22 protein-coding genes are annotated in these 25,884 nt (G+C 54.3%); 15 read left to right on the top strand and 7 right to left on the bottom strand.

The window, feature by feature from the left end; genetic code table 11:
- The first annotated feature begins 15 nt into the window (after nt 1–15).
- Entirely contained in the window at nt 16–1,101 is a 1,086-nt protein-coding gene (gene gmd, locus TCARDRAFT_RS00210; protein ID WP_007287998.1) for a GDP-mannose 4,6-dehydratase, read from the top strand.
- A gap of 66 nt (nt 1,102–1,167) precedes the next feature.
- Here the strand turns inward: gmd and fcl are convergent, their stop codons facing one another.
- The 4 genes from fcl to TCARDRAFT_RS00195 form a co-directional block, all read right to left on the bottom strand.
- Nucleotides 1,168–2,097: a GDP-L-fucose synthase gene (gene fcl / locus TCARDRAFT_RS00205; protein ID WP_007287997.1), complete on the bottom strand. Its 930-nt coding sequence runs from the start codon at nt 2,095–2,097 to the stop codon at nt 1,168–1,170.
- Nucleotides 2,098–2,289: 192 nt separating this feature from the next.
- Nucleotides 2,290–2,454, bottom strand: a complete 165-nt coding sequence (locus tag TCARDRAFT_RS14765) for a DUF1540 domain-containing protein (protein ID WP_232199058.1) — start codon at nt 2,452–2,454, stop codon at nt 2,290–2,292.
- A 772-nt stretch (nt 2,455–3,226) separates the two neighbouring features.
- The gene (locus TCARDRAFT_RS00200; protein ID WP_007287996.1) at nt 3,227–4,192 is read right to left on the bottom strand and encodes a bile acid:sodium symporter family protein; all 966 of its coding nucleotides are present in this window, start codon (nt 4,190–4,192) and stop codon (nt 3,227–3,229) included.
- 213 nt (nt 4,193–4,405) lie between these two features.
- Entirely contained in the window at nt 4,406–4,654 is a 249-nt protein-coding gene (locus TCARDRAFT_RS00195) for a GlsB/YeaQ/YmgE family stress response membrane protein (RefSeq protein ID WP_007287995.1), read from the bottom strand.
- A gap of 94 nt (nt 4,655–4,748) precedes the next feature.
- Between TCARDRAFT_RS00195 and TCARDRAFT_RS00190 the strand changes: the two genes are divergently transcribed.
- The 13 genes from TCARDRAFT_RS00190 to TCARDRAFT_RS00130 all read left to right on the top strand — a co-directional run bounded on the left by TCARDRAFT_RS00190 (nt 4,749) and on the right by TCARDRAFT_RS00130 (nt 22,316).
- Nucleotides 4,749–5,666, top strand: coding sequence for a hypothetical protein (locus tag TCARDRAFT_RS00190; protein WP_007287994.1), 918 nt, complete (start codon nt 4,749–4,751; stop codon nt 5,664–5,666).
- Between the two features lie 231 nt (nt 5,667–5,897).
- Nucleotides 5,898–7,172, top strand: coding sequence for an ArsB/NhaD family transporter (locus TCARDRAFT_RS00185; RefSeq protein WP_007287993.1), 1,275 nt, complete (start codon nt 5,898–5,900; stop codon nt 7,170–7,172).
- 245 nt (nt 7,173–7,417) lie between these two features.
- Entirely contained in the window at nt 7,418–9,508 is a 2,091-nt protein-coding gene (locus TCARDRAFT_RS14450; RefSeq protein WP_007287992.1) for a CHASE4 domain-containing protein, read from the top strand.
- Complete coding sequence (locus tag TCARDRAFT_RS00175) at nt 9,495–10,190, top strand: uracil-DNA glycosylase (protein ID WP_007287991.1); 696 nt, start codon at nt 9,495–9,497, stop codon at nt 10,188–10,190. The genes TCARDRAFT_RS14450 and TCARDRAFT_RS00175 overlap by 14 nt, the downstream gene beginning before the upstream one ends.
- A gap of 30 nt (nt 10,191–10,220) precedes the next feature.
- Complete coding sequence (locus tag TCARDRAFT_RS00170) at nt 10,221–12,296, top strand: sigma 54-interacting transcriptional regulator (RefSeq protein WP_083795341.1); 2,076 nt, start codon at nt 10,221–10,223, stop codon at nt 12,294–12,296.
- Between the two features lie 133 nt (nt 12,297–12,429).
- Nucleotides 12,430–13,089: a nucleoside recognition domain-containing protein gene (locus TCARDRAFT_RS00165; protein ID WP_007287989.1), complete on the top strand. Its 660-nt coding sequence runs from the start codon at nt 12,430–12,432 to the stop codon at nt 13,087–13,089.
- Nucleotides 13,070–13,540, top strand: coding sequence for a nucleoside recognition domain-containing protein (locus TCARDRAFT_RS00160; RefSeq protein ID WP_007287988.1), 471 nt, complete (start codon nt 13,070–13,072; stop codon nt 13,538–13,540). Before TCARDRAFT_RS00165 ends, TCARDRAFT_RS00160 begins: the two co-directional genes overlap by 20 nt.
- Before the next feature lie 22 nt (nt 13,541–13,562).
- Nucleotides 13,563–14,708, top strand: coding sequence for a M20 family metallopeptidase (locus TCARDRAFT_RS00155; protein WP_007287987.1), 1,146 nt, complete (start codon nt 13,563–13,565; stop codon nt 14,706–14,708).
- A 936-nt stretch (nt 14,709–15,644) separates the two neighbouring features.
- On the top strand, nt 15,645–17,192 hold the full coding sequence (locus TCARDRAFT_RS00150) for a 2-isopropylmalate synthase (protein ID WP_007287986.1): 1,548 nt from the start codon (nt 15,645–15,647) through the stop codon (nt 17,190–17,192).
- 2 nt (nt 17,193–17,194) lie between these two features.
- Nucleotides 17,195–18,457: a 3-isopropylmalate dehydratase large subunit gene (leuC, locus tag TCARDRAFT_RS00145; RefSeq protein ID WP_007287985.1), complete on the top strand. Its 1,263-nt coding sequence runs from the start codon at nt 17,195–17,197 to the stop codon at nt 18,455–18,457.
- The gene (locus tag TCARDRAFT_RS00140) at nt 18,454–18,945 is read left to right on the top strand and encodes a 3-isopropylmalate dehydratase small subunit (protein WP_007287984.1); all 492 of its coding nucleotides are present in this window, start codon (nt 18,454–18,456) and stop codon (nt 18,943–18,945) included. Before leuC ends, TCARDRAFT_RS00140 begins: the two co-directional genes overlap by 4 nt.
- Nucleotides 18,942–20,009 (top strand): 3-isopropylmalate dehydrogenase, encoded by a 1,068-nt coding sequence (gene leuB, locus TCARDRAFT_RS00135; RefSeq protein ID WP_007287983.1) that lies wholly within the window; start codon nt 18,942–18,944, stop codon nt 20,007–20,009. Before TCARDRAFT_RS00140 ends, leuB begins: the two co-directional genes overlap by 4 nt.
- Nucleotides 20,010–20,129: 120 nt before the next feature.
- Nucleotides 20,130–22,316: a putative bifunctional diguanylate cyclase/phosphodiesterase gene (locus TCARDRAFT_RS00130; protein ID WP_007287982.1), complete on the top strand. Its 2,187-nt coding sequence runs from the start codon at nt 20,130–20,132 to the stop codon at nt 22,314–22,316.
- Between the two features lie 61 nt (nt 22,317–22,377).
- On the opposite strand, the gene TCARDRAFT_RS00125 is transcribed toward TCARDRAFT_RS00130, so the two are convergent.
- A complete protein-coding gene (locus TCARDRAFT_RS00125) occupies nt 22,378–22,851 on the bottom strand; it encodes a coiled-coil domain-containing protein (RefSeq protein WP_007287981.1) in 474 nt (157 codons plus the stop codon).
- Between the two features lie 119 nt (nt 22,852–22,970).
- The gene (locus tag TCARDRAFT_RS00120; protein WP_007287980.1) at nt 22,971–23,426 is read right to left on the bottom strand and encodes an N-acetyltransferase; all 456 of its coding nucleotides are present in this window, start codon (nt 23,424–23,426) and stop codon (nt 22,971–22,973) included.
- A gap of 435 nt (nt 23,427–23,861) precedes the next feature.
- On the opposite strand from TCARDRAFT_RS00120, the gene TCARDRAFT_RS00115 reads away from it, so the two are divergent.
- The gene (locus tag TCARDRAFT_RS00115) at nt 23,862–24,644 is read left to right on the top strand and encodes a sulfite exporter TauE/SafE family protein (protein WP_007287979.1); all 783 of its coding nucleotides are present in this window, start codon (nt 23,862–23,864) and stop codon (nt 24,642–24,644) included.
- Nucleotides 24,645–24,715: 71 nt separating this feature from the next.
- Here TCARDRAFT_RS00115 and buk read toward each other — a convergent pair whose 3' ends face one another.
- Nucleotides 24,716–25,783: a butyrate kinase gene (gene buk / locus TCARDRAFT_RS00110; protein WP_007287978.1), complete on the bottom strand. Its 1,068-nt coding sequence runs from the start codon at nt 25,781–25,783 to the stop codon at nt 24,716–24,718.
- Between the last annotated feature and the right edge of the window lie 101 nt (nt 25,784–25,884).

Raw genomic sequence — 25,884 nt, 5'->3', positions numbered from 1 at the left:
AGGGGGTAATAACCAATGAAAAAAGCGCTAATTACCGGGATTACTGGCCAAGATGGGGCGTATCTGGCGGAATTTTTACTAAAAAAGGGGTACGAGGTCCACGGCGTCAAACGGCGGGTTTCGCTGTTCAATACCGCGCGGATTGAACAATTGTACCGGGACCCGCATGAAAAGGCTGTAAATTTTTTCCTGCATTACGGCGATTTGACCGACGCCGCCAATCTTATCCGAATTATGCAGGAGGTGCAGCCTGACGAAGTCTATAATCTGGCGGCCCAAAGTCATGTAAAAGTTTCCTTTGAAATGCCGGAATACACGGTCAGCAGCGATGCTATCGGGACGCTGCGGCTGTTAGAAGCTATCCGCATCCTTGGCCTGACGGAGAAAGTGCGCTTTTATCAGGCCTCGACCAGTGAACTATTCGGCAAAGTTCAGGAAGTGCCGCAGCGGGAAACCACTCCCTTTTACCCCAGCAGCCCCTACGCCGCCGCCAAGTTGTATGCCTACTGGATTACCGTCAATTACCGGGAAGCATATAACATCTTTGCCTGTAACGGCATTTTGTTTAATCATGAATCGCCGCTTAGGGGCGAAACCTTTGTTACCCGCAAGATTACGCGGGGTGTGGCCCGCATCAAACTGGGACTAGAGGACACGTTGTATCTAGGCAACTTAAACGCCAGGCGCGACTGGGGGTTTGCCGGCGATTACGTGGAAGCCATGTGGCTGATGCTGCAGCAAGACCGCCCCGACGACTACGTCATTGCCACCGGCGAAAGCCATTCCGTCCGCGAATTCGTCGAGCTGGCTTTTGCCAATGTCGGCATTAAGATTGAGTGGCGCGGCGCCGGCCTTGACGAAATAGGGGTGGACAGTGCTACCGGTCAGGTGCTGGTTAGAGTCGACCCCCGCTATTTCCGGCCCACGGAAGTTGACCTATTGCTGGGTGACGCAGCCAAAGCCAAGGCCAAGCTAGGATGGACGCCGAAAGTTACCTTTCCCGAACTGGTAAAAATGATGGTGCAGGCCGACCTAGAGCAGGCCAACCGGGACGTTTTATGCCGCAGCCATGGTTTTCCAATCAGTAGTTATGCGGAATAATGTAAAAAAGGCGGCTGCCGCCGTATTTTTAACGGCTATAGCCGCCTTTTCCACATGGCTCCGCCTTTAACTTAAGCAGTCTTTAAACCAACGGTAGGTTTTCTCAATTCCTTCGCGCAGGCCAATTTTCGCCTGCCAGCCCAGCCGGTTAATTTTCGTTACGTCAAGCAGTTTCTGAAAAGTGCCGTCCGGTTTCGTTCGGTCGTAAATAATATCACCGTTAAAACCGACGATTTCCCGGATAAGTTCGGCCAATTCCCGAATGGTAATGTCCGTACCGGTTCCCACATTAATAATTTCTTCGCCGTCATAATTTTGCATCAAAAAACAACACGCTTCGGCTAAATCATCGACATAGAGAAACTCGCGCCGCGCCTTGCCGCTGCCCCAGACGGTAACAGCGCTCATGCCGGCTGCTTTGGCTTCATGGAATTTGCGCAGCAGGGCCGGCAGCACATGCGCTGTTTCTAAGTCAAAATTGTCGTTTATGCCGTATAAGTTGGCCGGCATGACCGCAATAAAGTTAGCGTCGTATTGCCGGCGGTAGGCCTGACATAACTTAATCCCGGCAATTTTCGCCACCGCGTACCATTCATTGGTCGGTTCCAATTCGCCGGTAAGCAAATATTCCTCTTTTAACGGCTGGCTGGCGTATTTGGGATAGATGCAGGAACTGCCGAGGAAGAGCAGTTTCTTCACGCCGTAGCAATGGGCGGCATGAATGACGTTCGTCGCGATCGCCAGATTATCATAGATAAATTCGGCGGGATAGCGGTTATTAGCCCAAATCCCGCCTACTTTGGCGGCAGCGAGAAAAACGTATTCCGGGCGGAAGGCGCGGAAAAACGCGTCGACGGCGGCCTGGCAGCGCAGGTCCAGTTCGGCGCTGGTGCGGGTAATAATGTTAACATATCCCTGACTGCGCAGCTGCCGGACAATGGCTGAGCCTGCCAGGCCGCGGTGGCCGGCTATATAGATCTTTGCATCTTTGCGCATAACGTTACCTCCCTCTCCCTTTTAGCCCCTGGCTGGGCTTTTGCCACTTTGAGCTACCGTATTGTATGCGGCGCGGCTTACGGCTGCTACGGTTTTTGCTTGCCGTCAGCCCAATGTGTCGCCTATTGCAGCATGTCGGCGTCTTTAAATGTGAAAAGGCATTAGAGAAGATTTCTCTAATGCCTTTTGGCGTTACCGTGGAACAAAGGTTTTGCAGTTTGTCTCGGGGCTTCTGCTAGCCGAGGTGCCGCCGCCATCGACATTTACTTCGATGGATGGGGCGGAACATTTGTAGCCACTGTTCCAGTATTTACAGTTTTGGACCGTGCATTTAACGCCTGCTAAGATATCAGCCATGGTTAATCCCTCCTTTCGCCATGTAGTATTTACATGGCTTGCCCGTCTCATGCACTCGGTAATAACAAGTGTCAGAGTATTGTCAAAGGGACGGATCTCATTGTCAGAGGGACGGTTCTCTTGACAACACTTAAGACAACACTTAACAATGCTGTTTCTGCTGTTTTGAAACGCTAATTTAGCCCTTTTACCAGGTTGTCACCGAAACTGTCTCTATGATAATTTTTGGGGCAACTTAACAGGAATAGTATATTGACTGGATGCATATGTTTCAGTATAATGTATTCAAAATGAATATTTGCAAGAAAGTGTATCTAGGGCTGGAGCTGCCTGGCAGGACTGGACCAAGCAATACAAATGCGGCCTATGCCGCTTACATCGTAGGGATAAAAGACCTCGCGGAAAGTTTCTTGCCTTCGGGTGAGAGGTTTCGCATGGTCTTTTGCTTTATGCCATGGATACAATATACATTGTTTTATTTTGGACTAGGAAAAGGAGGGAGAAGGATGGCGCAGCAACCGGAACTTGCCAATGTTGGCGGTATTGCTGACGACCTGGGCGGCGTTGATCCCTATGTTGACGCCGAACTCATGCGGTTATTCCGATTGGTTTAAGTATCTAAGCCGCCTGTCGCCAGGACAGGGGCTTTTTTCTTGTCTTACCCTGAAAATCGGTAAGCGGAAAGTGAAAAGTGGCGCCAATTATAGGCATGAGACGATATTGTTAATGGTGGCTCACTCATTACGGCAGGACGGCCGGCAGCGCGGCCTGGTTAATGCCCGGGGCGTTTTTCGGCAGCGGCCGGTTTGTAGATATGGGGAATGATGGCCGCCAGCGGCTGCTGGTAAAGCATAGATGTAATAATCGGGATGGCGGCGGTGGGCGGGAAATAGGCGAGGGCCAATACCAGGCCTGTCGCAATGTTGCGCATGCCTACATTGTAAATCATGGTCATGATCATTTCCGGGCTGCGTTCGCGTAAAGCGAAGGAGCCCAAATAGCCGATAAAGTAGCCGGACGTCGACACGCCCAGCGTGACGAGCAACGCTTTGACAAGCGAGAGGTCGAAGGTTAGTTCGGATAAGACCAGTGAGGCGTTGATAAAAATAACGCCAAAAAAGGCCAGTTTCGATGTGATACCGCCAATGCCTTTGGCAAAACCGGCCAACCGGCCTTCCGACCAGTCGTGCAGCGCCATGCCGATCAGACTTGGTAGGGTGATCATGGCTAATAGTTCCAGTACCATCTTTAGATAGTCAATCTGCACCGTTTGCCCGATAAACACTCTGAAGAACAGCGGCAGAAACACCGGGGCAATCAGCGTGTCCAGCGTGATGGCGACCAGGGAAACGGACGTATTTCCTTTGACCAGTGCTGTCCAGAGCAGGGATGTAACGCCGATCGGGATGGAGGCGCCGACCAGATAACCCATACGGATGGAGAGGTCATTGGGGTAAAAGATTAGTCCGGCCAGCCAGGCGACTAACGGGGTGACGCCGTGTACCAGCACAAGTATCCACACCGGCGCCGCCGGCCGGCGCAGTATTTTCACAAACTGGTGGAAACTGGTAGACAAGGCGGTAATGAAGGTCATATAGGCGAAAAATACGATCACCGCGGCCCGCAGCGTGGGTGTATCGGGGGCTTTTAGGTAAAAGCCCAGCGCCATGGCGGACAGGACGAGTAGGAACATCCGCTTGCCCAACCATTCATTCCAGCGGTAAAAGACAGCGGTCATGAACAGGTCCTCCTTTGCGAATTGGGGGCAAAGAATACTTAGTGCACTTTTTCTGCTTTATTCATTTTAACATTGTAAAGTATCATGGAAAAGCGCCTCAAAAAAAGAGCAGCGCCAAGTTTTGCACCAATAAAGCGTAAGGGGTGGCGCTTTTGGCGTTGCCGCATAAAATAAAAGCAGGGCACCAGCGCCCTGCTTTGCGTTAAAATCCCGCTATTTCGCCGGTGTTCTGCCGGTGACCATCCGCAGCGCCCAGAGAAAGATAATAGCGCCGATGGTACTCATGATGATGGAACCGATGGTGCCGTAAGCGGCCAGGCCGAGCAGGCTAAAGAGAAGGCCGCCTAAATAGGCGCCGATAATGCCGACGACGAGGTTGCCAACCAGGCCGAAACTGCTGCCGCGGGAGATTTGGCTGGCCAGCCAGCCGGCAACAAGGCCGATAACTAAAAACCAAAGCATAGTGATGCCTCCGCAAGAGTTAACGTTGTTTTTAGTATGCCTAACAGGGCAAAAGTTATGCTCTTTAATCTATTTTGTTTCCGGGGGGATAGGAATGTTTGGTTCCGTGATCCTCGAAGTACTTATCGGCATTGCTTTCGTGTATGCGGTCCTCAGTCTGACTTGCACGGTCATCAATGAATACATCGCCGCCATTCTGAAGTTAAGGCCGCGAATGATGGAAGCAGGGCTGCGCGGCATGCTGAAAAACAATCAATTGGTGGACGATTTGTATAGTCACCCGCTTATAAACACGCTGTCTATTGCTGAGCCGATGCGGGGCCTCTTCAGTGTTATGGCGGTCGATAAGCCGGCCTATATACCGGCGCAAAGCTTTTCCGTCGCCTTACTGGACATTGTCAAAGCCCGCTGTCCGGTGCAGGAAACGGGCGAGGGTAACGTTTTCACCAGCGTGGTGGAGGGGGCAAAGGCGGTAGACTGTGATTTTAAAAATATGTTGGTTGCCTTTGCCAATCAGGCTGAGGGAAATTTGGCGAAACTGCAAGATATGCTGGAAAAGTGGTTCATTAGTACAATGGAACATCTGTCAGCCTGGTACCGCAAGCAAATGCAACTGGTCGCTTTTCTCGTCGCTCTGGGACTTGCGGCGGCGACTAACGCTGATACGCTGGAAATCGCCGGCCGCATCTACCACGATGCGGCCATGCGCGGCGCCATTGTCCTGTCCGCGGTGGAGGCGGCTAATGTCCGGCCCGATGACCCGGTAGCTGGCCGGCAGGTCGCCCGTACCTACGCTGCCAAGGTTACCGATCCGCAACTGCCGCTGGGGTGGCGTGAATTTCCCCAGGGTTTTGGCCAGTGGCTGCAAAAACTGCTGGGACTTTTGCTAACGACTTTTGCCGTTTCGCTGGGAGCGCCGTTTTGGTTTGACATGCTCAACAAAGTAATGAACTTCCGTTGGTCGGGGGTTAAGCCGCGGCCGGCGTCGCCGGGCGATGGGAGTAATAAATAATGTATTGCCAATTTTGTGGGAAAATATTGACAATAGTAATTAACAAATGGTAAAATTAATTCACAAAAAATAAATATTGCTGTTTAAAATTAGGAGGAGTCTGGCAAACAGGCTCCTCTATTTGTATTTTTCACTTTACATAACCGCGGGAGAAAGGAGGCAGGCAAAAGCAGCGAAGAGCGGCGTTTTTAATAATATAGCAGATAAAATTCTTGCTATAAGGAGGAGAAAATGACAACGCAAGCATCCATCGCCACGGCCATCTTTTTGGCCGCTTACGCATTGATCGTGGCGGAAAAAATTCACCGGACGGTGGTGGCGCTTATCGGCGCCGTCCTTGTCATTGTGACCGGCATCCTCGCGCAGGAAGCAGCAATCGAAGTGGTTGATTTCAACACCATCGGCCTGCTGATTGGCATGATGGTCATCGTCGGCATTACCCGCCATACGGGTGTATTTGAATACCTGGCAATTTGGTCGGCCAAACTGGTGAAAGGCGACCCGGCCTGGATTATGGTATCCCTGGCCACGGTTACGGCGGGCTTGTCCGCCCTGCTGGATAATGTTACAACCGTACTGCTTATCGTGCCGGTTACGTTTTCGATTGCCGAACGGCTGCGGATAAGCCCATTGCCGTTTTTGATGGCGGAAGTGCTGGCCAGCAATATTGGCGGTACGGCGACGCTGATCGGCGACCCGCCCAATATTATGATCGGCAGCGCCACCGGTCTGGGGTTCATGGACTTTGTCATCGCGCTTACGCCAGCTATCATTATCATTCATATTCTGACCATGGGTTGGTTCCGCATCCTGTATAAACAGAGCCTGTGCTGCGATCCCCAGTGGCAGGCGGCGGTGCTGGCCATGGATGAAAGAGAGCAGATTAAAGATGCGGCGCTCTTAAAAAAGTGCCTGTTTGTCATCGGTCTGACTATCCTCGGCTTTGTGCTGCACCAGGCGCTGCACCTTGAGTCGGCGACGGTGGCCATTGCCGGTGCGGCCCTCCTGCTGCTTTTAACGCGGATGGAACCGGACCACGCCTTTGAGGCGGTTGAATGGGGCGTTATCTTCTTTTTCGTTGGTCTGTTCGTTATCGTCGGCGCGCTTGAGCACACCGGCGTTATTGAAATGGTGGCCAAAGCGGCGCTATCGGTTACCGGCAGCAATATCCCGCTGGCCGGGTCGCTTATCCTCTGGCTGTCGGCCATTGCCTCCGCCTTTGTCGACAATATCCCTTTTACCGCGACCATGATCCCGCTTATCCAGGACATGGGCCGGCTGGGCGGCATTGCCGACCTAAATCCGCTGTGGTGGTCGCTGTCCTTAGGCGCCTGTCTCGGCGGCAACGGTACCCTTATTGGCGCCTCGGCCAATATTGTCGTGGCGAGCATGGCGGAAAAACGGGGCCTCAGCATCGGATTTCTAGGCTTTACCAAGATTGCTTTTCCCATGATGATTATGAGCATTATTGTCAGTCATATTTACTTATGGTTGCGCTTTTTTTAAAATTAAAAGCCGGGCGGCTGCCCGGCTTTTAATTTTCTAAGCGCAAAGATAATTATGCCAGTAAATTGACGCCACCAATAGTGGAAATCAACGTTATTCCACCACTTACTTCATATCTTAATACTTCATAATACTTCATAATAGTGTGTATAGTATGTATTGTCACAGCAGGATATTTCCTTTTTTTTGCGAAATAAAATGATTCTACAGAAAATGATTCTTTAAAGAGATTCCCGGAGGATGCCGTGACTATACGTAAAAAGCTGCTTGCCTTGTTTCTGGCGATATTGATAGGGGCGGCCGCAGTCATGTATGCTGTTACCCACATGGTGCTGCTCCGCGGCCTCGCGGAACTAGAGAAAGTGGAAGTAATAGAAGACTTGGCCAGAGCGGCCAATGTAATCGCCTATGACACCGCCGTCCTGGATGATCAGGCTCTCGACTGGGCGGTGTGGGACGATACCTACCAGTTTGTGGTGGACGGCAACCGCGAGTATATTGCCAGTAATTTGGAGGAAACCAACTTTATAAGCCCCAAAATCAATTTTATTATCTTTTTTGATAATGAAGGCAAGCTGGTTTTCGGCAAAGGGTATGACTTAGAGCGACGTCGGGAACTGCCGCTGCCCGCGTCGCTACTCATGCTCGGTCGGGAAAACCAGCGGGTTAAGGGCATTGTCATGTTGCCGGAGGGGCCGCTGCTGGTGGCGATCGAGCCGATTTTGGACTCTAATGGCAACGGGCCGGCGCGGGGGATGCTGCTCTTTGGCCGCTATCTGGACGATGACCGGATTAAGCGACTGGCCGATACTGTTCAATTGTCGTTCACGGTGCGGCCGGCTAACGACCCGGCGCTGCCGGAAGATTTTCGCCAGGCCCGCACGGCGCTAGAGCAAGGAAATTCACCGTTCATAACTTTGTTAAACGATAATACGATTGCCGGATATCTTATCCTGCCTGATATCCACGGCAAGCCGGCGGTGCTGCTCAAACTGGAAGATAGCAGGAAACTTTATTGGGGAGTCATGCCTGCCATCGGCTATTATCTGTTGGCGCTAATGCTTGTCGGCTTTGTGGTGATGGCCACGGCGTTCTGGGTGGTGGAGCGTCAGGTGCTGGACCGGCTGACGGCTTTAGCCGGTGGCGTTGCCGAAATCGGTGCGGCCAGCAGCCTGTCGCGACGATTGACGATAAAGGGGAAAGACGAGCTGGCCGATCTTGCTAGGGCCATTAACGGCATGCTGGCGTCCTTGGAGCAGGCTGAGGCCCAGCTAAGGTACTGCAGCATCCATGACGCGCTCACCGGGGTATATAACCGGGCCTTTATTGAAGAATGGCTGCGAGGGCTGCCGGAATCCGGCCGACGGGCCATCAGCGTCGTTTTTTGCGACTTGGACGGGCTGAAACTTGTTAACGATATTTTCGGCCACAATTGCGGGGACGAGCTGATTAAGGCGTTTGCCGACCTGCTCCGGGCGTGCTGTCCCGAAAATGCCGCGGTTGCTCGTGTCGGCGGCGACGAATTTGTTCTTATAATCAATGACGACAGGCCGGAAGCAGCCGAGGCGATATGCACCTCGATCCGCGCCGCGGTAGCGGAATACAACCGGTCCAACCGGACTGCGCCGCTCCCGCTGAGCATTTCCTTAGGTACGGCTACGGGTTTGGCGAACAAAGAAGACATTTTATCCCTCCTTGGACAAGCTGATAATGCAATGTATCGGGAAAAATTTGAGCGCAGTCGCAAACTGCGCCGTTCGTTCCTGCCGCTTTTGAAAAAGGCGCTGGTGGCGCGGGACGCATCCGCTAACGGCCACGCCCGGCGTTTGAAGAATAGGATTGTTGAATTTGCCCTTGCTTGCGGTCTGACCGACTTTAATCCGCGTGACCTTAAGCTGTTCGCCTTGTTCCACGATATCGGCAAAGTTGGCCTGCCGCCGGACGTTCTGGCCAAACAGGGCGATCTTACGCCGGACGAAGAGGAAATTATGCACCGCCATGTGGAAATCGGGTTTCGCATTGCGTTGGCCGTACCCGACCTTCTGCCTATTGCCGATTGGATCTTAAAGCACCATGAATGGTGGAACGGCGGCGGGTACCCGCTCGGGTTCAAGGGTGAGGAAATTCCGTTGCCATGCCGCTTATTGGCCATTTTAGATGCCTACGACAACATGACAAGCGGCGCGCCGAGCGGCCAGGCTTTAAGCCATGACGCCGCTGTCGAAGAAATAAAGAATTTGGCAGGGATTCGCTTCGATCCCCGCCTGGTGGATATTTTTGTTGACATGATGGACGGCGGTAATAAGGAGGAAGCAAGTGGTGATGCCCGTGCCTGATAGTATGTTTCAAAACCATGCCGAATTGGAAGCGGCGCTCTTGGCGTGCAATCAGTGCGCGCTTTGCCGGGAAGGCAACCGGGGGCCGACTTCGTACAATGGAACACCGGACAGCCCCCTGATGTTGGTAGGAGAAGGCCCTGGCGGCGTTGAGGACGAGTATGGCGTGCCGCTCGTCGGTCCTTCCGGACAACTCCTAGACCGGGCCCTTGCCAGTGTGGGCATTACTCGCGACCGCATTTACACTACCAATGTCGTCAAATGTCGGCCTCGCGGCAACCGGACGCCGACCGTCGAAGAGGGACAAGTTTGCGCCAGCCGGTGGCTTGATGCCGAAATTACCCTAGTGAAGCCGAAAATTATCATCGCGCTGGGCAGTGTAGCCCTTAAATACCTGTATGAGCCCAATGCCCGCATTACCAAAGACCGCGGCCGGTGGTTCATGACCAAGTACGGCATACCGGCCATCGCAACCTACCATCCTGCTTATCTGCTCCGCCTGACCGGCCAGGATTTGGTCCGCGCCAAATGGGAGGTCTACTATGATTTGAAGGCGGCGGTGGAAAGACTTGCCGAATTGGCTCCGGACTATTGTTTGCAATCAGATCCGCCGCCCGATCTGCTTGCCATCTATGCTAAGCGGCGGCGTGAGCGGCTGGACAGGGGGAGGGCGCGGGCTTAGCGGCAACGCTGCTTTTACGCGGGGAGGATAATGATGACTGCCTGTATCGCCGTGTTTGCTTTAGGAGAGACGACAGCCAAATCAATAGCCGGCCAACTGGCCGGCTTCTTTGCAAGCGATAAAGTTATAATCCAGTCACATTGCCTGGAACGGCCGCAAGCGCTTCCTACCGCTCCGATTAAAGCTGATGTGGCGGTTATCTCCAGTAGCGCCGTGCTTCCTCTGGCCACTCCCCATATTCATCCTGCTACCCGCACGTTGGTAGCCCGCCGCTCCCTCGGGGTAGCCGCATTGGACGCGCTGCTGGCGCTGCCTAACGGGACAAAAGTTCTTGTCTGCCATAAATACCCCGCCGGCTGCCGGGAACTGGCCGCGTCCATCCGGGAACTGGGCATGTCGCACATTGAGTGCTATTCCCTATACGATGACGACCACGAACTGTGCAAAACTATTACCACGGCAGTTGTGGCCGGCGACCGGGATGGACTTCCCCCCTGGATAAAAAAAGTCATCGATATCGGTTCGCGGGAAGTGGAATTGGCCAGTCTGGTTGAGATTGCGCATATTATCAATTATCCCTTGGACAATTCGGGTTTGCTTACCCTGCGCTATTCCCGGGAAATAGTGCGGCGGACCGAGCGCCTCCAGCAGGCCGTCAAACATATCGAGGCGCTGCACAACCAGATCAGGACAGTGCTGAATACCGTCCAGGACGCGCTGGTTGCGATTGACAATAACGGCAACATCCGAGTGCTTAATGACGTGGCTCGGCGGCTGGCGGTCAGCAGTGAAGACGGGCCTACCGGCAAATGGCTGTTTGATGTCTTTCCTGGGTTGCGTGGTTGTCTGAGCAGCCGGTATGAAGTGGTTGCTGGCAAAAACCTGGTGCAAATGGCCGGGAAGACCTACCATGTAACCGTGTCGCCGGTTAAAGACAGCGGCGGAATGACTGATGGCTGTGTAGTTGCCCTGCGCGACGTAACCGATGTTATGCGTATGGAGAGCGAGGTGCGCAGCGCGCTAAAAGCGCGGGGTCATTTGGCCCGCTATACGTTTGACGATATTTTGGGAATATCGCCGGCGATCCGCGCCACCATTCAAACGGCGCGGAAACTGGCGGCCAGCGACCTTAACGTGCTCATTCTCGGCGAGAACGGCACCGGCAAAGAGTTGTTCGCCCATTCCATCCACAACGCGTCAGGGCGGGCCGGCGGCCCGTTCGTTGCCGCCAACTGCGCCGCTCTACCGGCTTCTTTAATCGAAAGCGAACTATTCGGCTATGAAGAAGGGGCTTTTACCGGGGCGAAAAGGGGCGGTAAGCCGGGCCTCATTGAGCAAGCCCACGGCGGAACCATTTTTCTCGATGAAATTGGCGATATTTCACCTGAGGCTCAGGCTCGGCTGCTGCGGGTCATTCAGGAAAAGGAAGTAATGCGGCTGGGCTGCACCCGCATCATTCCGGTAGATGTGCGGATAATCGCGGCGACTAACCGGGATCTCAAAGAATTGGTGCGGCAGCAGAAGTTCCGCCAGGACCTCTACTATCGTCTGTTTGTCGCTCCTTTGCCGGTGCCGCCGCTGCGGGAGCGCAAACAGGACATTCCCTATCTAACCTGCCAGTTTCTGCGGGAAAACGGCTTATCCGCTGATATTTTGGATGATGAGCTGGCCGACGCGCTTGTTGCCTACGATTGGCCCGGCAATGTCCGGGAGCTACAGAGCGTAATCCAGTATGCGGCGGTAATCGCCGATTCGCCGGCTGCTTTCCGGCAGGCGGTTCGGGACCGCATCGGCGGCGTTCGGGAAAGGCCGTCCCGGCTGCCGGTCAACCTCGACCGGCAGGAGCTACCGCTGTATTTTGCCCTTTTAGATATTTTGCGGGAAGCGAAAGCACTCGGCTATGCGCTGGGCCGCGGCCAGCTGGCCAGACGGATGGCCGAACGGGGCTTTTTCCTCAGTGAGCAGGCCATACGGCGCCGGCTTGAGCACCTCAAAGCCGCCGGATCTTTGACCAGCGGCCGGGGCCGGCAGGCCACCCGCATTACCCCGGCTGGGGAAGAACTGTGGGCCGCCCTTTGGACAGAAATTGGTTGCAAAACAGGGTGAAGTCACCTGTTGTTTAACCTGTTGTTTGACCAATTAAAAAATAGCTGACCGAAAAAGCTGCTAACTTGCAGCTTTTTTCTTTTGGCATGGAGTTTGCATTGTAAAGTTGTAAACTTTTAAAGGAGGATTTTTTATGAACGAAGCAGCCAAAGACCATGACAAAGTCAGCCTTAAAGGCTGGATTGCCCTGGCGATGTTTGTCCTGATGTTCTCCGGCCTGTTCAAGGTACTGGGCGATGCCTTGGGACTCAAGTGGTTGTCGGCGTTCGACTTTGTCGTGCTTAACGGCAAATTCGGCACCGACCTGGTCGGCAAGGGCGGTGTCGGCGCCCGGACAGGGTTTATGGAAGCTTTTGTCCTCTTTCCGACTGTAATGTTTGCGGTAGGTGTTGTCGAGGTCTGCGAGCACTTCGGGGCTTTGCGGGCAGCGGGCAAAGTATTCACTCCTCTGCTCAGACCTTTGCTGGGTATCCCTGGCATCTGCGGCCTCGCTTTCGTTGCCAGTCTTAACAGCTCAGACGTTGGCTCGGTATTGACGCGCCAGCTCAAAGAAAACGGTCATATCACGGACGATGAGCGTACCACCTTTGTTGCGTACCAATATGCTGCCTCGGCGCCCATTACCAATACGTTAGCAGCCGGCGCCGCTTTGCTTCCGATCAGTGTGGTGGCGCCCGGTGTGGTTATCGCCGTGGAACTTATGGCTAAGATTATTGGCGCCAATATCGTGCGCTTTTACTTAAAAATAGTGAACAAGAAGGAGGTAGGCGCCAATGAGTCAGCCGGCAGTTAATACCAACAAGTCGTTTGTCGAAGTCTTTATGGAGGGGGCGCGCAAAGGGTTTACTATTGCCGCCAACCAGATTGCGCCGGCCCTTATTTTTGCCTTTGTCCTTATTGAAATTTTGAACCAAACCGGTCTTATGAAAATTATCGGGACTTGGACGGCCCCACTGATGGCGCCGTTTGGGCTGCCCGGCGCTGCTTCGGTTGCCTTGATTTCCGCCTTTTTCAGCAAGGCGGCCGGCGCTTCTGCGGCGGCTGACCTTTACCGGCGGGGCCTGCTGACGGCCCAGCAGGCGACCATCCTCTATCCCGGCGTCATTCTCATGGGGACGCTGATTGGCCACTATGTGCGGATCGTCATCGTTGCCGGCACTAACCCCAAGTATCATCCGCTCATGTTTGCTATTTGCCTATTGGACGCCGCGATCGGCATGCTGCTGATGCGCCTGTTTATCTAAAATATATGGGGAGGTTGTCTTCATGGACAAGATTCTTGATGCAATTGCCGCCAAAGAGCAAACTATGCTGCGTTTTCTGGAAAGCCTGGTGAATATCGATTCGGGCATCGACAATCCGGAAGGCATTGACCAGGTGGCGCGCCTTGTCGGCGGCAAACTGGCCGAGCTGGGTTTTGCTGTCGAATATCTCGAGTATCCTGGCGCCTGCACTCATGTGCTGGCCCGGAAAAAGGGTACCGGCGACAAGCAGGTAATGATTATGGGCCATATGGATACTGTCTTCCCTAAAGGTACGGCGGCCGCCCGTCCCTTCACGGTCAAGGATGGCAAGGCCTATGGTCCGGGCGTCCTGGATATGAAAGGCGGTATCACGGCGGCGCTGTTTGCGCTGGAAGCCATGTATGAGCATGGCTGGAATGACAAAAATATCACTGTCTTCTTTTGTGGTGACGAGGAAACGGCCCATCCCAAGACTAACGCCGTGGAAATCTTCGAACGTGAAGCGCGGGGCAAGGATGCGGTGTTCAATATGGAATCGGGGCGCCCTGACGGCGGGGTCGTCATCGGCCGCAAAGGGGTGATTATTCCCGAACTAACGGTAAAAGGGCGGGCGGCCCATGCCGGCAATGAGCCGGAAAAGGGCGCCAGCGCCGTGCTTGAACTGGCCTATAAGACTATCGACCTTCACAACCTCACCAATCCGGAAACCGGGACGACAGTGAATGTCGGCGTGTTCCGGGGCGGAGTGGCCCAAAACGTTGTTCCGCCGGAAGCGTACGCAAAGGTCGACATCCGCTTTACCAAAGTCGAGGAAGCGGAAAAGGTGCTGCAGGCGGTGCGGGAAATCGCGGCCCGGACGTATGTCCCTGGTACGGAAACGGTGCTGACCGGCGACGAAATTGTGTTCATGCCGATGGAAACCACGGATAAGGTGCTCAGCCTGTTTAAACTGGTGCAGGAACAGGGACGCAAACTTGGCATTGAGGAGATTGGCGGTTTTGTCGTCGGCGGTGGCTCTGACGCGGCCTGGACGACCCGGGTAGGAGCGCCGACCGTGTGCTCCATGGGGCCGCGCGGCGGACTAAACCATAGTGAACGGGAATATATCGAAATTGACGGCCTTATCGAGCGGGCCAAACTGCTGGCGCTGTGCATTGATGCCGTCTGATAAGATTTAGTCGTTGGTAAGTTCTGTTGGGAACTTACCAACGACTATTGACGGTAGGCGATTGTTTTAGTATAATGTATACAGAATTACAGATTGGTGATAAGAAAGTGCGCCTAGGGTTCCGCTGTGTAACAGGACTGGACCGAGCGGCGCAGGTGCGCGTACGCGCATTACACCGTGGGTATAAAAGACCCTGCGGAAGGTTTCTTATCTGGCTTATAATGGCTAAGATTAGGGACTTTCGCGGGGTTTTGTGTTTTGGTATGAGGTATGAGGTAGGGGGAATGAAACCGCAAAGATATTCATGCCAATAAATTGGCACTACAAAGCATGAAAACATTGAAGTTTAACCACAGAGGACACAGAGCGCGTGATATCTATCACGCGAAGAATATAATAATTTAAATTTCTCCGCGTCCTCTGTGGTTCCCCATATTTTCCAACTTGAAGTCACTGATTTTTCAGGGTAGCGCACGGAGAGTGCGATATACATCGCACTTGGAGTATTAATTAATTTTTATAAAATGTTATCTCCGTGTCCTCTGTGGTTCCATATAAAAAATTCAAGCGCGACAACTGTCGCGCGCATAGCGTTTTGCGTGTTTTGCGCCTTCGCGGTTAATAAAAAAATAATGCAAAAGCGATGACTGGGAGCAGGCGACAAGCGAGCCGAGGCAGAGAGCCGGTGGGTGGTGCGAACCGGCAGGCGGCGCAGTTGGCTTTTCTCGCCCACGAGCTCTTTTGCTGAAGCAGTATACTGCACTTGGTATATTGCATTAGGTAAAAGCGGGGCCGGACGTTAGCCGGTATGTCAATGTTTGGCGCAACGAGAACCAAGCAGGGTGGTACCGTGGCAGTCGCCGCCCCTGCGGATGCTGGATGGCATCCGCAGGGGCGGTTTTATTTATAAAAAAACCAAATAAGGGGGTATTGAGTTTGTCAACACGTAGAATTCAAATTTTTGATACGACGCTGAGAGATGGCGAGCAAACGCCCGGGGTGTGTTTGGCTGCCGCCGAAAAATTGGAGATTGCTCAGGCGCTCGCAAGGCTTAAGGTTGATGTAATCGAAGCCGGGTTTCCGTTTGCTTCGCCCGGGGACTTTGCGGCCGTCCGGCAGATTGCCGCTCAGGTGAAGGGACCGGTCATCGCGGCCTTAGCTCGGGCCAACAAGGAGGACATTGATTTAGCCGCCCAGGCGCTGGAAGGGGCCGAGCGGCGGCGGATCCATACCTTTATCGCCACCAGCGATATCCATCTGGAGCACAAACTGAAAATGAACCGCTTTCAGGTGCTCAAGCGGGCGGAAGAGGCGGTGCGCTACGCCCGCAAGTTCACCGACGATGTGGAGTTTTCCGCTGAAGACGCTTCCCGCTCTGACCGGGACTTTCTCTGTCAGGTTTATGCTGCGGCCATTGCCGCCGGTGCCACCGTCATCAATATCCCGGATACCGTGGGCTATGCCACGCCGGAAGAGTTTGGTGCGCTAATCCGCTACATCCGTGAGCATGTTCCCAATATCGACAAGGCGGTAATCAGCGTTCACTGTCACGACGATTTGGGGATGGCAGTCGCTAATTCGCTGGCGGCCGTAGCAGCCGGCGCGACGCAGGTCGAATGTACCGTTAATGGCCTCGGTGAACGGGCCGGCAACGCCGCACTGGAAGAACTGGTTATGGCCCTCCATACGCGGCGGGATTTCTATCACGTCGGCACCGGGGTGGATACTCATCAGATTTACCGTACTTCCAAACTGGTCAGCACGCTGACCGGTATAACTGTACCGCCCAACAAAGCCGTGGTCGGGGAAAACGCCTTTGCCCATGAGTCGGGTATTCATCAGCACGGTGTGCTCAACCACGCTAGTACCTATGAAATCATGAGCCCCGAGACTATTGGTATCAGCCGCAATTCCATCGTTCTCGGCAAACATTCGGGCCGTCATGCTTTTGAACAGCGGCTCCGCCAGCTAGGGTATGAACTGGAGGAGAAGGCCGTGACTGAGCTTTTCGCCAGGTTCAAAGATCTGGCCGACCGGAAGAAAATCGTCTTTGACCGCGATATTGAGGCATTAATTGCCAACAAGGCGTCAGGCCAGCCCGAGTGGTACCAGCTTGTCTATCACCATGTGGTGAGCGGCAACCAAACACTGGCTACGGCGTCGGTACGGCTGGCGTCAAGCGGTGCTGTTTCCGAAGCGGCGGCTTGCGGTGACGGTCCGGTTGACGCTACCTTTAAGGCCATTGAAAAAGCGGTAGGGTTTAGTATAGGCCTCAAGGACTTCCAGCTTAAGGCGGTGACGGCTGGTGAGGATGCTTTGGGTGAGGCTACGGTGTGGGTCGAGCGCGAGGGGCGGACTTTCAGCGGCCGGGGTCTGAGCACCGACATCATCGAAGCCAGCGCCCGGGCCTATGTAAACGCAATCAATAAAATGCTGGCGGCGTGCGGCTGCGGCGCATCCGGCCAGGCGGCAGGGGGGAACTGATTATGGGTATGACAATGACGGAAAAAATTTTGGCCCGCCATGCCGGGCAGGCAGCGGTGGTTCCCGGTCAGCTTATCCGCTGCCGGGTGGATTTGATCTTGGGCAACGATATTACCGCTCCACCGGCGATTCAAGAATTTGAACGCATCGGCCGGCCGGTGTTTGACCCAAGCAAAATCGCGCTGGTGCCTGATCACTTTGCGCCCAACAAAGACATCAAGTCGGCCCAGATGTGCAAAACAATGCGCGAATTTGCCGTCAAACACGGAATAACCCACTATTTCGAGGTAGGGCGGATGGGCATTGAGCATGTGCTGCTGCCGGAAGTGGGCCTGGTGGCGCCCGGCGAGGTCATTATCGGCGCCGACTCCCATACCTGCACCTACGGCGCGCTGGGAGCTTTCGCCACTGGCGTTGGCTCGACCGATATGGCTGCTGCCATGGCCACCGGCGAAACCTGGTTTAAAGTGCCGCCGTCTATCCGGGTAGAACTGCGGGGTCAGCTGCCCCGCTGGGTGGGCGGCAAGGATGTTGTGCTCACCTTGATCGGCATGATCGGCGTTGATGGCGCCCGCTATCAAAGTCTGGAGTTTTGCGGCGAAGGAGTAGCCGCGCTTACCATGGCTGACCGATTGACTATCGCCAATATGGCGATCGAAGCTGGGGCTAAGAACGGCATTTTTCCCGTCGATGACGCGACCATCCGGTATCTTTCCACCCGGGTGGAGCGGGATTATGAAGCAGTGAGCCCGGATGCCGATGCCAGCTATGTGCGCACGGTGGTGATAAATCTGGACGACCTCGAGCCGGTGGTGGCGCTGCCCCATTTGCCGGAAAATGTACGCCCGGCCGCCCAGGTCAGGGATATCGCCATCGATCAGGTGGTTATTGGTTCGTGCACTAATGGGCGGCTGGAGGACCTAGCTCAGGCGGCGGCTATTTTAGAAGGAAAGACGGTGCACCCGCGGGTGCGGGCTATTGTCATCCCCGGCAGCCAGGCGGTGTATCTGGAGGCGATGCAGCGCGGCTATATCGAGACCTTTATTCGCGCCGGCGCGGTGGTCAGCACACCGACCTGTGGCCCTTGTCTGGGCGGTTATATGGGCATTCTCGCCGCCGGCGAACGGGCGGTGGCGACGACCAACCGCAATTTCCGCGGCCGCATGGGCCATGTGGACAGTGAAGTATATTTGGCGGGACCGGCGGTGGCGGCGGCCAGCGCGGTGCTGGGCCGCATCGCCGCCCCGTGGGAGGTGGCAGAATGATTTTGGAAGGCAAAGTATGGCGTTATGGCGACAATGTGGATACCGATGTCATTATTCCGGCCCGGTACTTAAACACGGCCGACCCGCGCGAACTGGCGGCACACTGCATGGAGGACATTGATCCTGCTTTTGCCGGACAGGTAGCGGTCGGCGACATCATTGTTGCTGGCAAGAACTTTGGCTGCGGTTCGTCGCGGGAGCATGCGCCGCTGGCCATTAAGGGGTGCGGTGTAGCTTGCGTGGTAGCAGACAGTTTCGCCCGCATTTTTTACCGCAATGCCATTAATATCGGTCTACCAGTCATCGAGCTGGGGGACGCGGTAGCCGGCATCGCCGCCGGTCACCGGCTTAGGATTGATTTGGCGGCCGGCCGGGTGGAGAATGTGACAACCGGCGAAGTGTTTAACGCCCAGCCGCTGCCGGAATTTGTGCAGGCTATTGCCAAGGCCGGCGGCTTAATCGCTTACGTGAAGGAGGGGTGGGCATGACCTACCGTGTTGTCGTTATTCCCGGCGATGGCATTGGTCCGGAGGTAGTCGCGGCGGCGCTCGGCGTCCTTCGCAAAGCGGCAGCCAAAGGCGGCGTTAACATTGAATACGAACACTGCCTTGCCGGCGGCGCGGCCCTTGACCAGTGCGGCGAGCCGCTGCCGGCGGCCACGGTGGCGGCGGCTAAAGCCGCCGACGCGGTGCTCTTAGGGGCTGTCGGCGGCCCGAAGTGGGACGGCGTAGCCCCGCACCTGCGGGCGGAAAAGGCTATTCTTGGCTTGCGCAAAGCCCTTGGCCTATATGCCAACCTGCGGCCGGTACGGGTCTGGGACGCGCTTGCGCCCCATTCGCCGCTCAAGGCTGAGGCGGTAGCCGGCGCGGACATCTTGATTGTCCGAGAACTAAGCGGCGGCATTTACTACGGCGCCCGCAAGGAAGCTCATGTCGCTGACGCGCCGGACGAAGCCTGGGACACGGAAATATATACGGCGCCGGAAATTGAGCGCATCGTACGCGTGGCTTGCCGGGCGGCCCGGCTCCGCCGCAAGCGGGTCACTTCGGTCGATAAAGCCAACGTGCTGGCCACGTCGCGGCTGTGGCGGACAGTGGCGGAGCGGACGGCGGCGGCCTTCCCCGATGTGCGGCTCGACCATTTGTACGTGGATAACTGCGCCATGCAGCTGGTGCTGGCGCCGAAAAACTTTGATGTTATTGTTACCGGCAACTTATTCGGCGATATCCTGAGCGATGAAGCGGCCGTGTTAGCCGGGTCGATCGGCCTCTTGCCGTCGGCAAGTCTGGGCGACGGCCCCGGCCTGTACGAACCCATCCACGGCTCGGCGCCGGACATCGCCGGCCAGGGCGTAGCCAATCCAATCGGCTGCATTTTATCGGCGGCCATGCTGCTGCGCCACTCGCTGGATGCGAAAGCGGCGGCTGATGCCATCGAACAAGCGGTAGAAGCAGTTTTAGCCGAAGGCTACCGCACCGCCGACTTGTACCGGCCAGGACTGACGCGCCTCAGCACCGAAGAAATGGCCCGGCGCATCGAAGAAGAGATATGACAAAAAAGGCTTCCCTTGAGCTTAGCGGGAAGCCTTTTTTGCCGGAACCCTGCTGAGGGCAGGATTTTGTGGTTTTATGGCAGAATATTACCAATTAATACTACGATGGGGGTGGCAGCAATGCGTGACAACGCCGCGTTGGTTATTACTGCTATTTATACCGCCGCGGCCTTGGCGTGGATAACTTTTTCCGATGCTGTATTGGCATGGGTGGTGGATGATGTGGCCCGGCTTACCGCGCTGCAGACGGCTAAAGGCTGGTTTTATGTCTGCATGACGGCGGCCGGGCTTTACTATCTTATTTGGCTGCATACCCGTCGTATGGCCGAAAAGAATAGAGAACTTACCGCCAAAGTGGCGGAACTTACCGCCGCGTACGAAGAAATTGCGGCCATGGAAGAAGAGCTGCGCAGTCAGTTCGACGAACTCCAGGCCAGTCAGCAGCTCCTTTTGGCCAGCGAGGAAAAGCTGCGTGAACAAAATGCGTACCTGAAAATGCTTTATGAAGTTACCCTCAGCATCAACCGGCAAGCAGACCTGGCCGGACTTTTGCGAACAGTGCTTGAGAAAGCCGGCCAGCTTGTCGGTACACAGCACGCCTGTATTTTTATGGTAGACCAGGCTGCCGACCGGCTAATACTCAAGTTTGCCATTGGGTATTACCAGGAAGTGTCTCGTGATTACCAAATTGCTCTTGCCAGGGGGGAAGGTCTGGCTGGACGGGCCTGGCAGACGGGAAATACCGTCAGCGTTGACAATTATGAGACCTGGCTACACCGGGTGACGTCGCTGCCTACCGCACAGATGGGGGCAATGGCGGCCATCCCGCTTAAAGTGAACGATAGGGTTATAGGGGTTTTAAATGTGCTGTATCTTGACAGCCAGATGGCATTTACTCCAGACAAGATAGATCTGTTGGAGCGATTTGCCAATCTGGCGGCGCTGGCGCTGCACAATGCCGGGCTGTATGACAAACTGCGCGTCGAACTGGCGCAGCGCCGGCAGGCGGAAGAAAAGGCGACGTTTTTGGCGTATTATGACCAACTCACTGGCCTGCCTAACCGGCACCTTTTGCAGGAAAGGTTGCGGGAACTGGAAGAAGCCGCCAGTTGCGTCGCGCTGATGGCAGTAGATATTGACGGGTTCAAGCTTGTCAACAATGTGGCTGGACACGCCGCTGGCGACAAACTGATCAGGGCGGTCGGCGAACGGCTGTCAGCCGTGGCGGGTCCCGAAGCATTGGTAGCAGCGCTGGGTGCCGACAAATTTGCCATTTTGTTGATGTGCGATGGACGGGAAACGGTTGAACGCGTCGCAAACGGTATTCTTACGGCCTGCCGGTCACCTTGGCTCGTTGAGGGACAGGAGTTTTTTCTTACGGCAAGCATTGGCATTGCGCTCTATCCTGACAATGCAGCGAGCGTTGCCGAGGTCTTTAAAAACGCCGAGGCGGCCGTAGCCAGCGCCAAAGCTGACGGTAAAAACCACTATGCGTTTTATACCGCTGCCGTGGCCGAACAAGCGGCGGCCAAAATCGCGTTGGAGCGCGAGCTGCGCCAGGCCCTGGAAAAAGGCGAATTTGTCTTGTATTATCAGCCGCGCTGGGAAATTGCCAGCGGCCGCATCGCCGGCGTTGAAGCGCTTGTCCGCTGGCTGCATCCCCGCCGCGGGCTGACGTTGCCGGGAGCGTTTATTGCGCTGGCTGAAGAAACCGGCCTGATTATTCCTCTCGGTACCTGGGTGCTTACTGAAGCCTGCCGTCAGCTGGGCGCCTGGCAGGCTGAGGGCATAGAAATCAATGTTTCGGCAAACTTAGCGGCCAGCCAGCTGTATCAGGCCGATTTCAGCGACGATGTCCTGGAAATTGTTTTATCTTCGGGTATTGACCCCGTCCGGTTGGAACTGGAAATCACCGAGAGTATGTGCATGCACGATATTGAACAGGCAGTTTCCGTGATCAACCGGCTGAAAAGAGCGGGCATTAAATTTGCCATGGACGATTTTGGTGCAGGTCAGACCTCGCTGTTTAGCCTGAAACGGCTGCCTCTTGATGTTCTTAAGATTGACAAGTCGTTTGTTAAAGACGCTGAAACTTCGCGGGAAAGTGCGGCAATAATACGCATGATTACTTCCCTTGCCCACGATTTTGGCATTAAAGTGGTGGCTGAGGGGGTAGAAACCGCCGCTCAGCTGGACTTTCTCCGCCAATTTGGCTGCGATGAGGCTCAGGGGTATTTGCTGTCGCCGCCAGTGCCGCCGGAAAAAATCAGGGGCATGCTAAAGCAGCAGGCGCGAAGTTATGGCTAGAACGGCGGATTTGGCGGTTCTGTTCGTAGTAAAAAAGTCCCGGACAAAACCGGGACTTTGCTTATTTGGCCGCTTTGAGGCGATGGATTTCGTATTCCTGATTTAACAAGCGGTCGTTGAGAAAACTAATTTTATATTCCATGCGGGCAATATCCTCTTTGGTGGCCATATTGGTCTGGATAGTGGTTACCTGGCCACAAAGTTTGTCGACATTGATGGATAGGTTATGCATTTGGGCGTTCAATTCTTCGGTGCGATGGAGCAATACTTCAATAAAATCAGTGTTCTCTTTTACTTGGCCTTCAAGGTTCTCCAACCGGGTTTCCAGTATGTCCAGACGAGATTCAACTTTGTCCAAGCGAGATTCAACTTTGTCGAGGCGAGATTCAACTTTGTCCAGGCGAGATTCAACTTTGTCCAAGCGAGACTCGATTTTGTCCAGACGAGATTCAATTTTGTCCAGGCGGTTATTAATTGGGCTTAATTCTTCTTTAATAATCGAGCGAAGAGTTGAAAGTAATTCCTCGTTGCTCATGGAATCACCGACCCTTTTCAGTAGTACAATTTCATTCTACCACTGACAGGGTAAATGGAACAAGAACTATTTAAGGTATTGCTGTTTTACCAGGACAAAGGTCTTATTGGGGATCTTATTTACTCAATATTTTTGACCACGGCAATCTCGTCGCAATTGGGAAACTTGGGGCAATTTATGCATTCTTTCCAGACTTTATGCAGTAATTTTTCTTTGGGCACTTCATGGAAACCCAAGCGTTCAAAAAATTCGCGCTGGTATGTCAGGGCAAATAAAGTTTTAACGCCAAGTTCTTTAGCTTCTTCGCTCAAAGTTTCCACTATCCGCCGTCCTACTCCCCTGCCGGTGGCTTCGGGCGCTACGGCCAGCGAGCGCACTTCTGCCAACGCGTCCCATATCAGGTGAAGTGCGCCTACGCCGATAATTCGCCCGGCTTCTTCGGCGACTACGAAGTCGCGCAGCGTTTCATACAGCGTGTTGCGCGAACGGGCCAGCATCAGTCTTTTTTCCGCATAGTGATTAATGATCTGATGCATAGCTTCGACATCATGAAAGGTCGCTTTACGAACCAGCATCGACAGCCCCCCTTTTTTAACTTTGTATAATTATAACTTAATTTGTTTGAATATGCAATTACTTTTAATACTTATAAGGTTTTGCAACGTCATTAAAGCTGGTGAGATATACCTTGACTTTGTTAAAAGTGTCGTTTTCTTACGAATGAAATAAATGAGACGGATTGCATAAATATAATATGCCTCGGCTGCTGCCAGTGGTAATCCTTTACCATGAGACTTACAAAATTCCCGTAAAGCAGCCGCGCAGGCTGAATAGGCGCAGATAAAGAACCGGCCGTGGAGCAAACAGCGGTGGATTTTGCCGGTAATGACGGCAATATTACACTGAGACGGCTGTTTACGCCTGCGGTGGGGTATTTATAAAACGGGAAAAACGCGTTAAGATATAAAAAGTAGTGTCTGAATTTTTTAATATTCTTCCGGAGGGTATGCATGTTTACGTTAAGCACTCTTTATATCTTTGCCGTCGTCGTCTTTGCCGGTTTCCTCCAGACGTTGACCGGCTTTGGTTATGCCCTTGCCGCTGCTCCCCTGCTGGCTTTCGCGATGAACCCCAAAGAAGTGGTGCTGTTTATTCTTTTTTCCGGGCTGATTATCAAGGCGGCGTTGACGGTAAAGACCTGGCACGTGGGCCGGGTTGCCAGCGTCATGCCAATCTTTTTAGCTAGTTTGGTGGGCGCGTTGCCGGGCGCTATTGTGCTGCGCTATATCAGCGACAGCGCCCTCAAATTGTTCATCGGCATCGTGCTGCTGGCGGCCACGGCGGCGATGAACGCTAATATCCGCCTTAATATCAGGCGGCATGGCCTGGCCAAGGCGGTCACGGGGCTCATCAGCGGTTTCCTTGCTTCTACGACCAGTCTTAACGGTCCGCCGGTCGTCCTGTACTATATGAACGAAGGGGAAAACAAGGATATACTCCGTGCCAATCTGGCTCGATATTTCCTATTGGGTAACTCGGCGTCGTTTCTTATGTCGGTGATAATCGGCGGCGTGCAGCTTTCGAAGCTAGTGGCTCCGATGGTCTTGGCCTTACCAGGCTTGCTTATTGGCTTTTGGCTTGGAGAAAAACTTTTTTCCCGGCTGGATGCTGCCCATTTCCGGCGCATTGGTCTAGCCGTTATCTCGGTAAGCGGTTTGATGATGGCCGGTTCAGGCCTATGGCCGTACATCGCGCCTCAGGCGGCCAAGGTTTTGTCTCGTTTCCATCTCTAGGCTGTATAAGGTAACAGCATAAACGAAAGACCCTGTATGCCAGTTTTGGCATACAGGGTCTTTGGCGCTTGCTACCGGTATTCTTTGGCCTGTTCTTCGCCGGTAAGGACGCGGTAGGCGCCTTCGGCCAAGGCCTGCAGTTCGTTTTCGCCGGGCAGGACGACGATGGGGGCGATGAAGCCGATATATTCTTCCAGTTTGCCAGTCAGGTATTTGGAGTACGCGATGCCGCCGGTAAGCAGGATGTGATCCACTTTGCCGCATACCGGCACGGCGGCGGCAGCGATGGCGCGCGCCACCTGATAAATCATGGCGTCATAGACCAATTTGGCTTCCTTATCCCCTTGCGCGATACGCTTTTCTACTTCGCGGGCGTCATTGGTGCCGAGGTGGGCGACAAGACCGCCTTTGCCGGCCAGCATTTTGGCGACCATTTCCCGCCGCAGGCCTTCACTCAGGATAAGGTCGGCAAATTGGCCGGCCGGCATGGTGCCAGCCCGTTCGGGCGAAAAGGGTCCTTCGCCGTCCAGGGCATTATTGACTTCCACCACTCGCCCTTGTTTGTGGCAACCGACCGAGATGCCGCCGCCGAGATGGGCGACAATGAGGTTAAGTTCTTCGTAAGGGCGGTTGATGCTCTTGGCGAAGCGCTTGGCCACCGCCTTTTGGTTGAGAGCGTGAAAAATGCTGCGGCGCTCGATTTCCGGCCGGCCGGTGATGCGAGCTACCGGCTCGAGTTCATCGACGACGACGGGGTCGACAATATAGGCAGGGCAGCCGGCTTCTTTGGCCAGCATGGCCGCCAAAATGGCGCCTAAGTTGGAGGCATGGGCGCCGTACCGACTGTGTTTGAGGTCGTCGAGCATGGCTTCATTAATTAGATATGTACCGCTAACCATGGGCTTGAGAAGACCGCCCCGGCCGACAATGGCAGCAAAGTCGCGGGGGGAGAGGTTTTGCGCTGCGAGAAAGTCCATGATTTTTCCCAGGCGGTAATCAAACTGGTCGGTGATGGTGGGGAATTCGGCAAGTTCGTCGGCGCTGTGGCTCAGGTTTTGCGCCAGTACCTCGCGCGTGTCTTCATAAATGCCGATTTTGGTGGATGTGGATCCGGGATTGATGGTAAGGATGCGAAACATTATGAAACCTCCGCTAAGTATATATACTTATTTATTATTGTAGTAGTATGTCCATAAAATGTTAAGAGGCGATAAAAAAATCAGGCGGACGGTCACGACGG

Source organism: Thermosinus carboxydivorans Nor1 (assembly GCF_000169155.1).
Lineage (GTDB): Bacteria > Bacillota > Negativicutes > Sporomusales > Thermosinaceae > Thermosinus > Thermosinus carboxydivorans.
The sequence above is the reverse complement of the archived record's forward strand: the minus strand, read 5'-3'. Positions and strand labels throughout refer to the sequence as shown.

Coding starts and splice junctions, on each gene's coding strand:
- gmd (WP_007287998.1), top strand. CDS start 16: ATGAAAAAAGCGCTAATTACCGGGATTACTGGCCAAGATGGGGCGTAT.
- fcl (WP_007287997.1), bottom strand. CDS start 2,097: ATGCGCAAAGATGCAAAGATCTATATAGCCGGCCACCGCGGCCTGGCA.
- TCARDRAFT_RS14765 (WP_232199058.1), bottom strand. CDS start 2,454: ATGGCTGATATCTTAGCAGGCGTTAAATGCACGGTCCAAAACTGTAAA.
- TCARDRAFT_RS00200 (WP_007287996.1), bottom strand. CDS start 4,192: ATGACCGCTGTCTTTTACCGCTGGAATGAATGGTTGGGCAAGCGGATG.
- TCARDRAFT_RS00195 (WP_007287995.1), bottom strand. CDS start 4,654: ATGCTTTGGTTTTTAGTTATCGGCCTTGTTGCCGGCTGGCTGGCCAGC.
- TCARDRAFT_RS00190 (WP_007287994.1), top strand. CDS start 4,749: ATGTTTGGTTCCGTGATCCTCGAAGTACTTATCGGCATTGCTTTCGTG.
- TCARDRAFT_RS00185 (WP_007287993.1), top strand. CDS start 5,898: ATGACAACGCAAGCATCCATCGCCACGGCCATCTTTTTGGCCGCTTAC.
- TCARDRAFT_RS00175 (WP_007287991.1), top strand. CDS start 9,495: ATGCCCGTGCCTGATAGTATGTTTCAAAACCATGCCGAATTGGAAGCG.
- TCARDRAFT_RS00170 (WP_083795341.1), top strand. CDS start 10,221: ATGATGACTGCCTGTATCGCCGTGTTTGCTTTAGGAGAGACGACAGCC.
- TCARDRAFT_RS00165 (WP_007287989.1), top strand. CDS start 12,430: ATGAACGAAGCAGCCAAAGACCATGACAAAGTCAGCCTTAAAGGCTGG.
- TCARDRAFT_RS00160 (WP_007287988.1), top strand. CDS start 13,070: ATGAGTCAGCCGGCAGTTAATACCAACAAGTCGTTTGTCGAAGTCTTT.
- TCARDRAFT_RS00155 (WP_007287987.1), top strand. CDS start 13,563: ATGGACAAGATTCTTGATGCAATTGCCGCCAAAGAGCAAACTATGCTG.
- leuC (WP_007287985.1), top strand. CDS start 17,195: ATGGGTATGACAATGACGGAAAAAATTTTGGCCCGCCATGCCGGGCAG.
- TCARDRAFT_RS00140 (WP_007287984.1), top strand. CDS start 18,454: ATGATTTTGGAAGGCAAAGTATGGCGTTATGGCGACAATGTGGATACC.
- leuB (WP_007287983.1), top strand. CDS start 18,942: ATGACCTACCGTGTTGTCGTTATTCCCGGCGATGGCATTGGTCCGGAG.
- TCARDRAFT_RS00130 (WP_007287982.1), top strand. CDS start 20,130: ATGCGTGACAACGCCGCGTTGGTTATTACTGCTATTTATACCGCCGCG.
- TCARDRAFT_RS00125 (WP_007287981.1), bottom strand. CDS start 22,851: ATGAGCAACGAGGAATTACTTTCAACTCTTCGCTCGATTATTAAAGAA.
- TCARDRAFT_RS00120 (WP_007287980.1), bottom strand. CDS start 23,426: ATGCTGGTTCGTAAAGCGACCTTTCATGATGTCGAAGCTATGCATCAG.
- TCARDRAFT_RS00115 (WP_007287979.1), top strand. CDS start 23,862: ATGTTTACGTTAAGCACTCTTTATATCTTTGCCGTCGTCGTCTTTGCC.
- buk (WP_007287978.1), bottom strand. CDS start 25,783: ATGTTTCGCATCCTTACCATCAATCCCGGATCCACATCCACCAAAATC.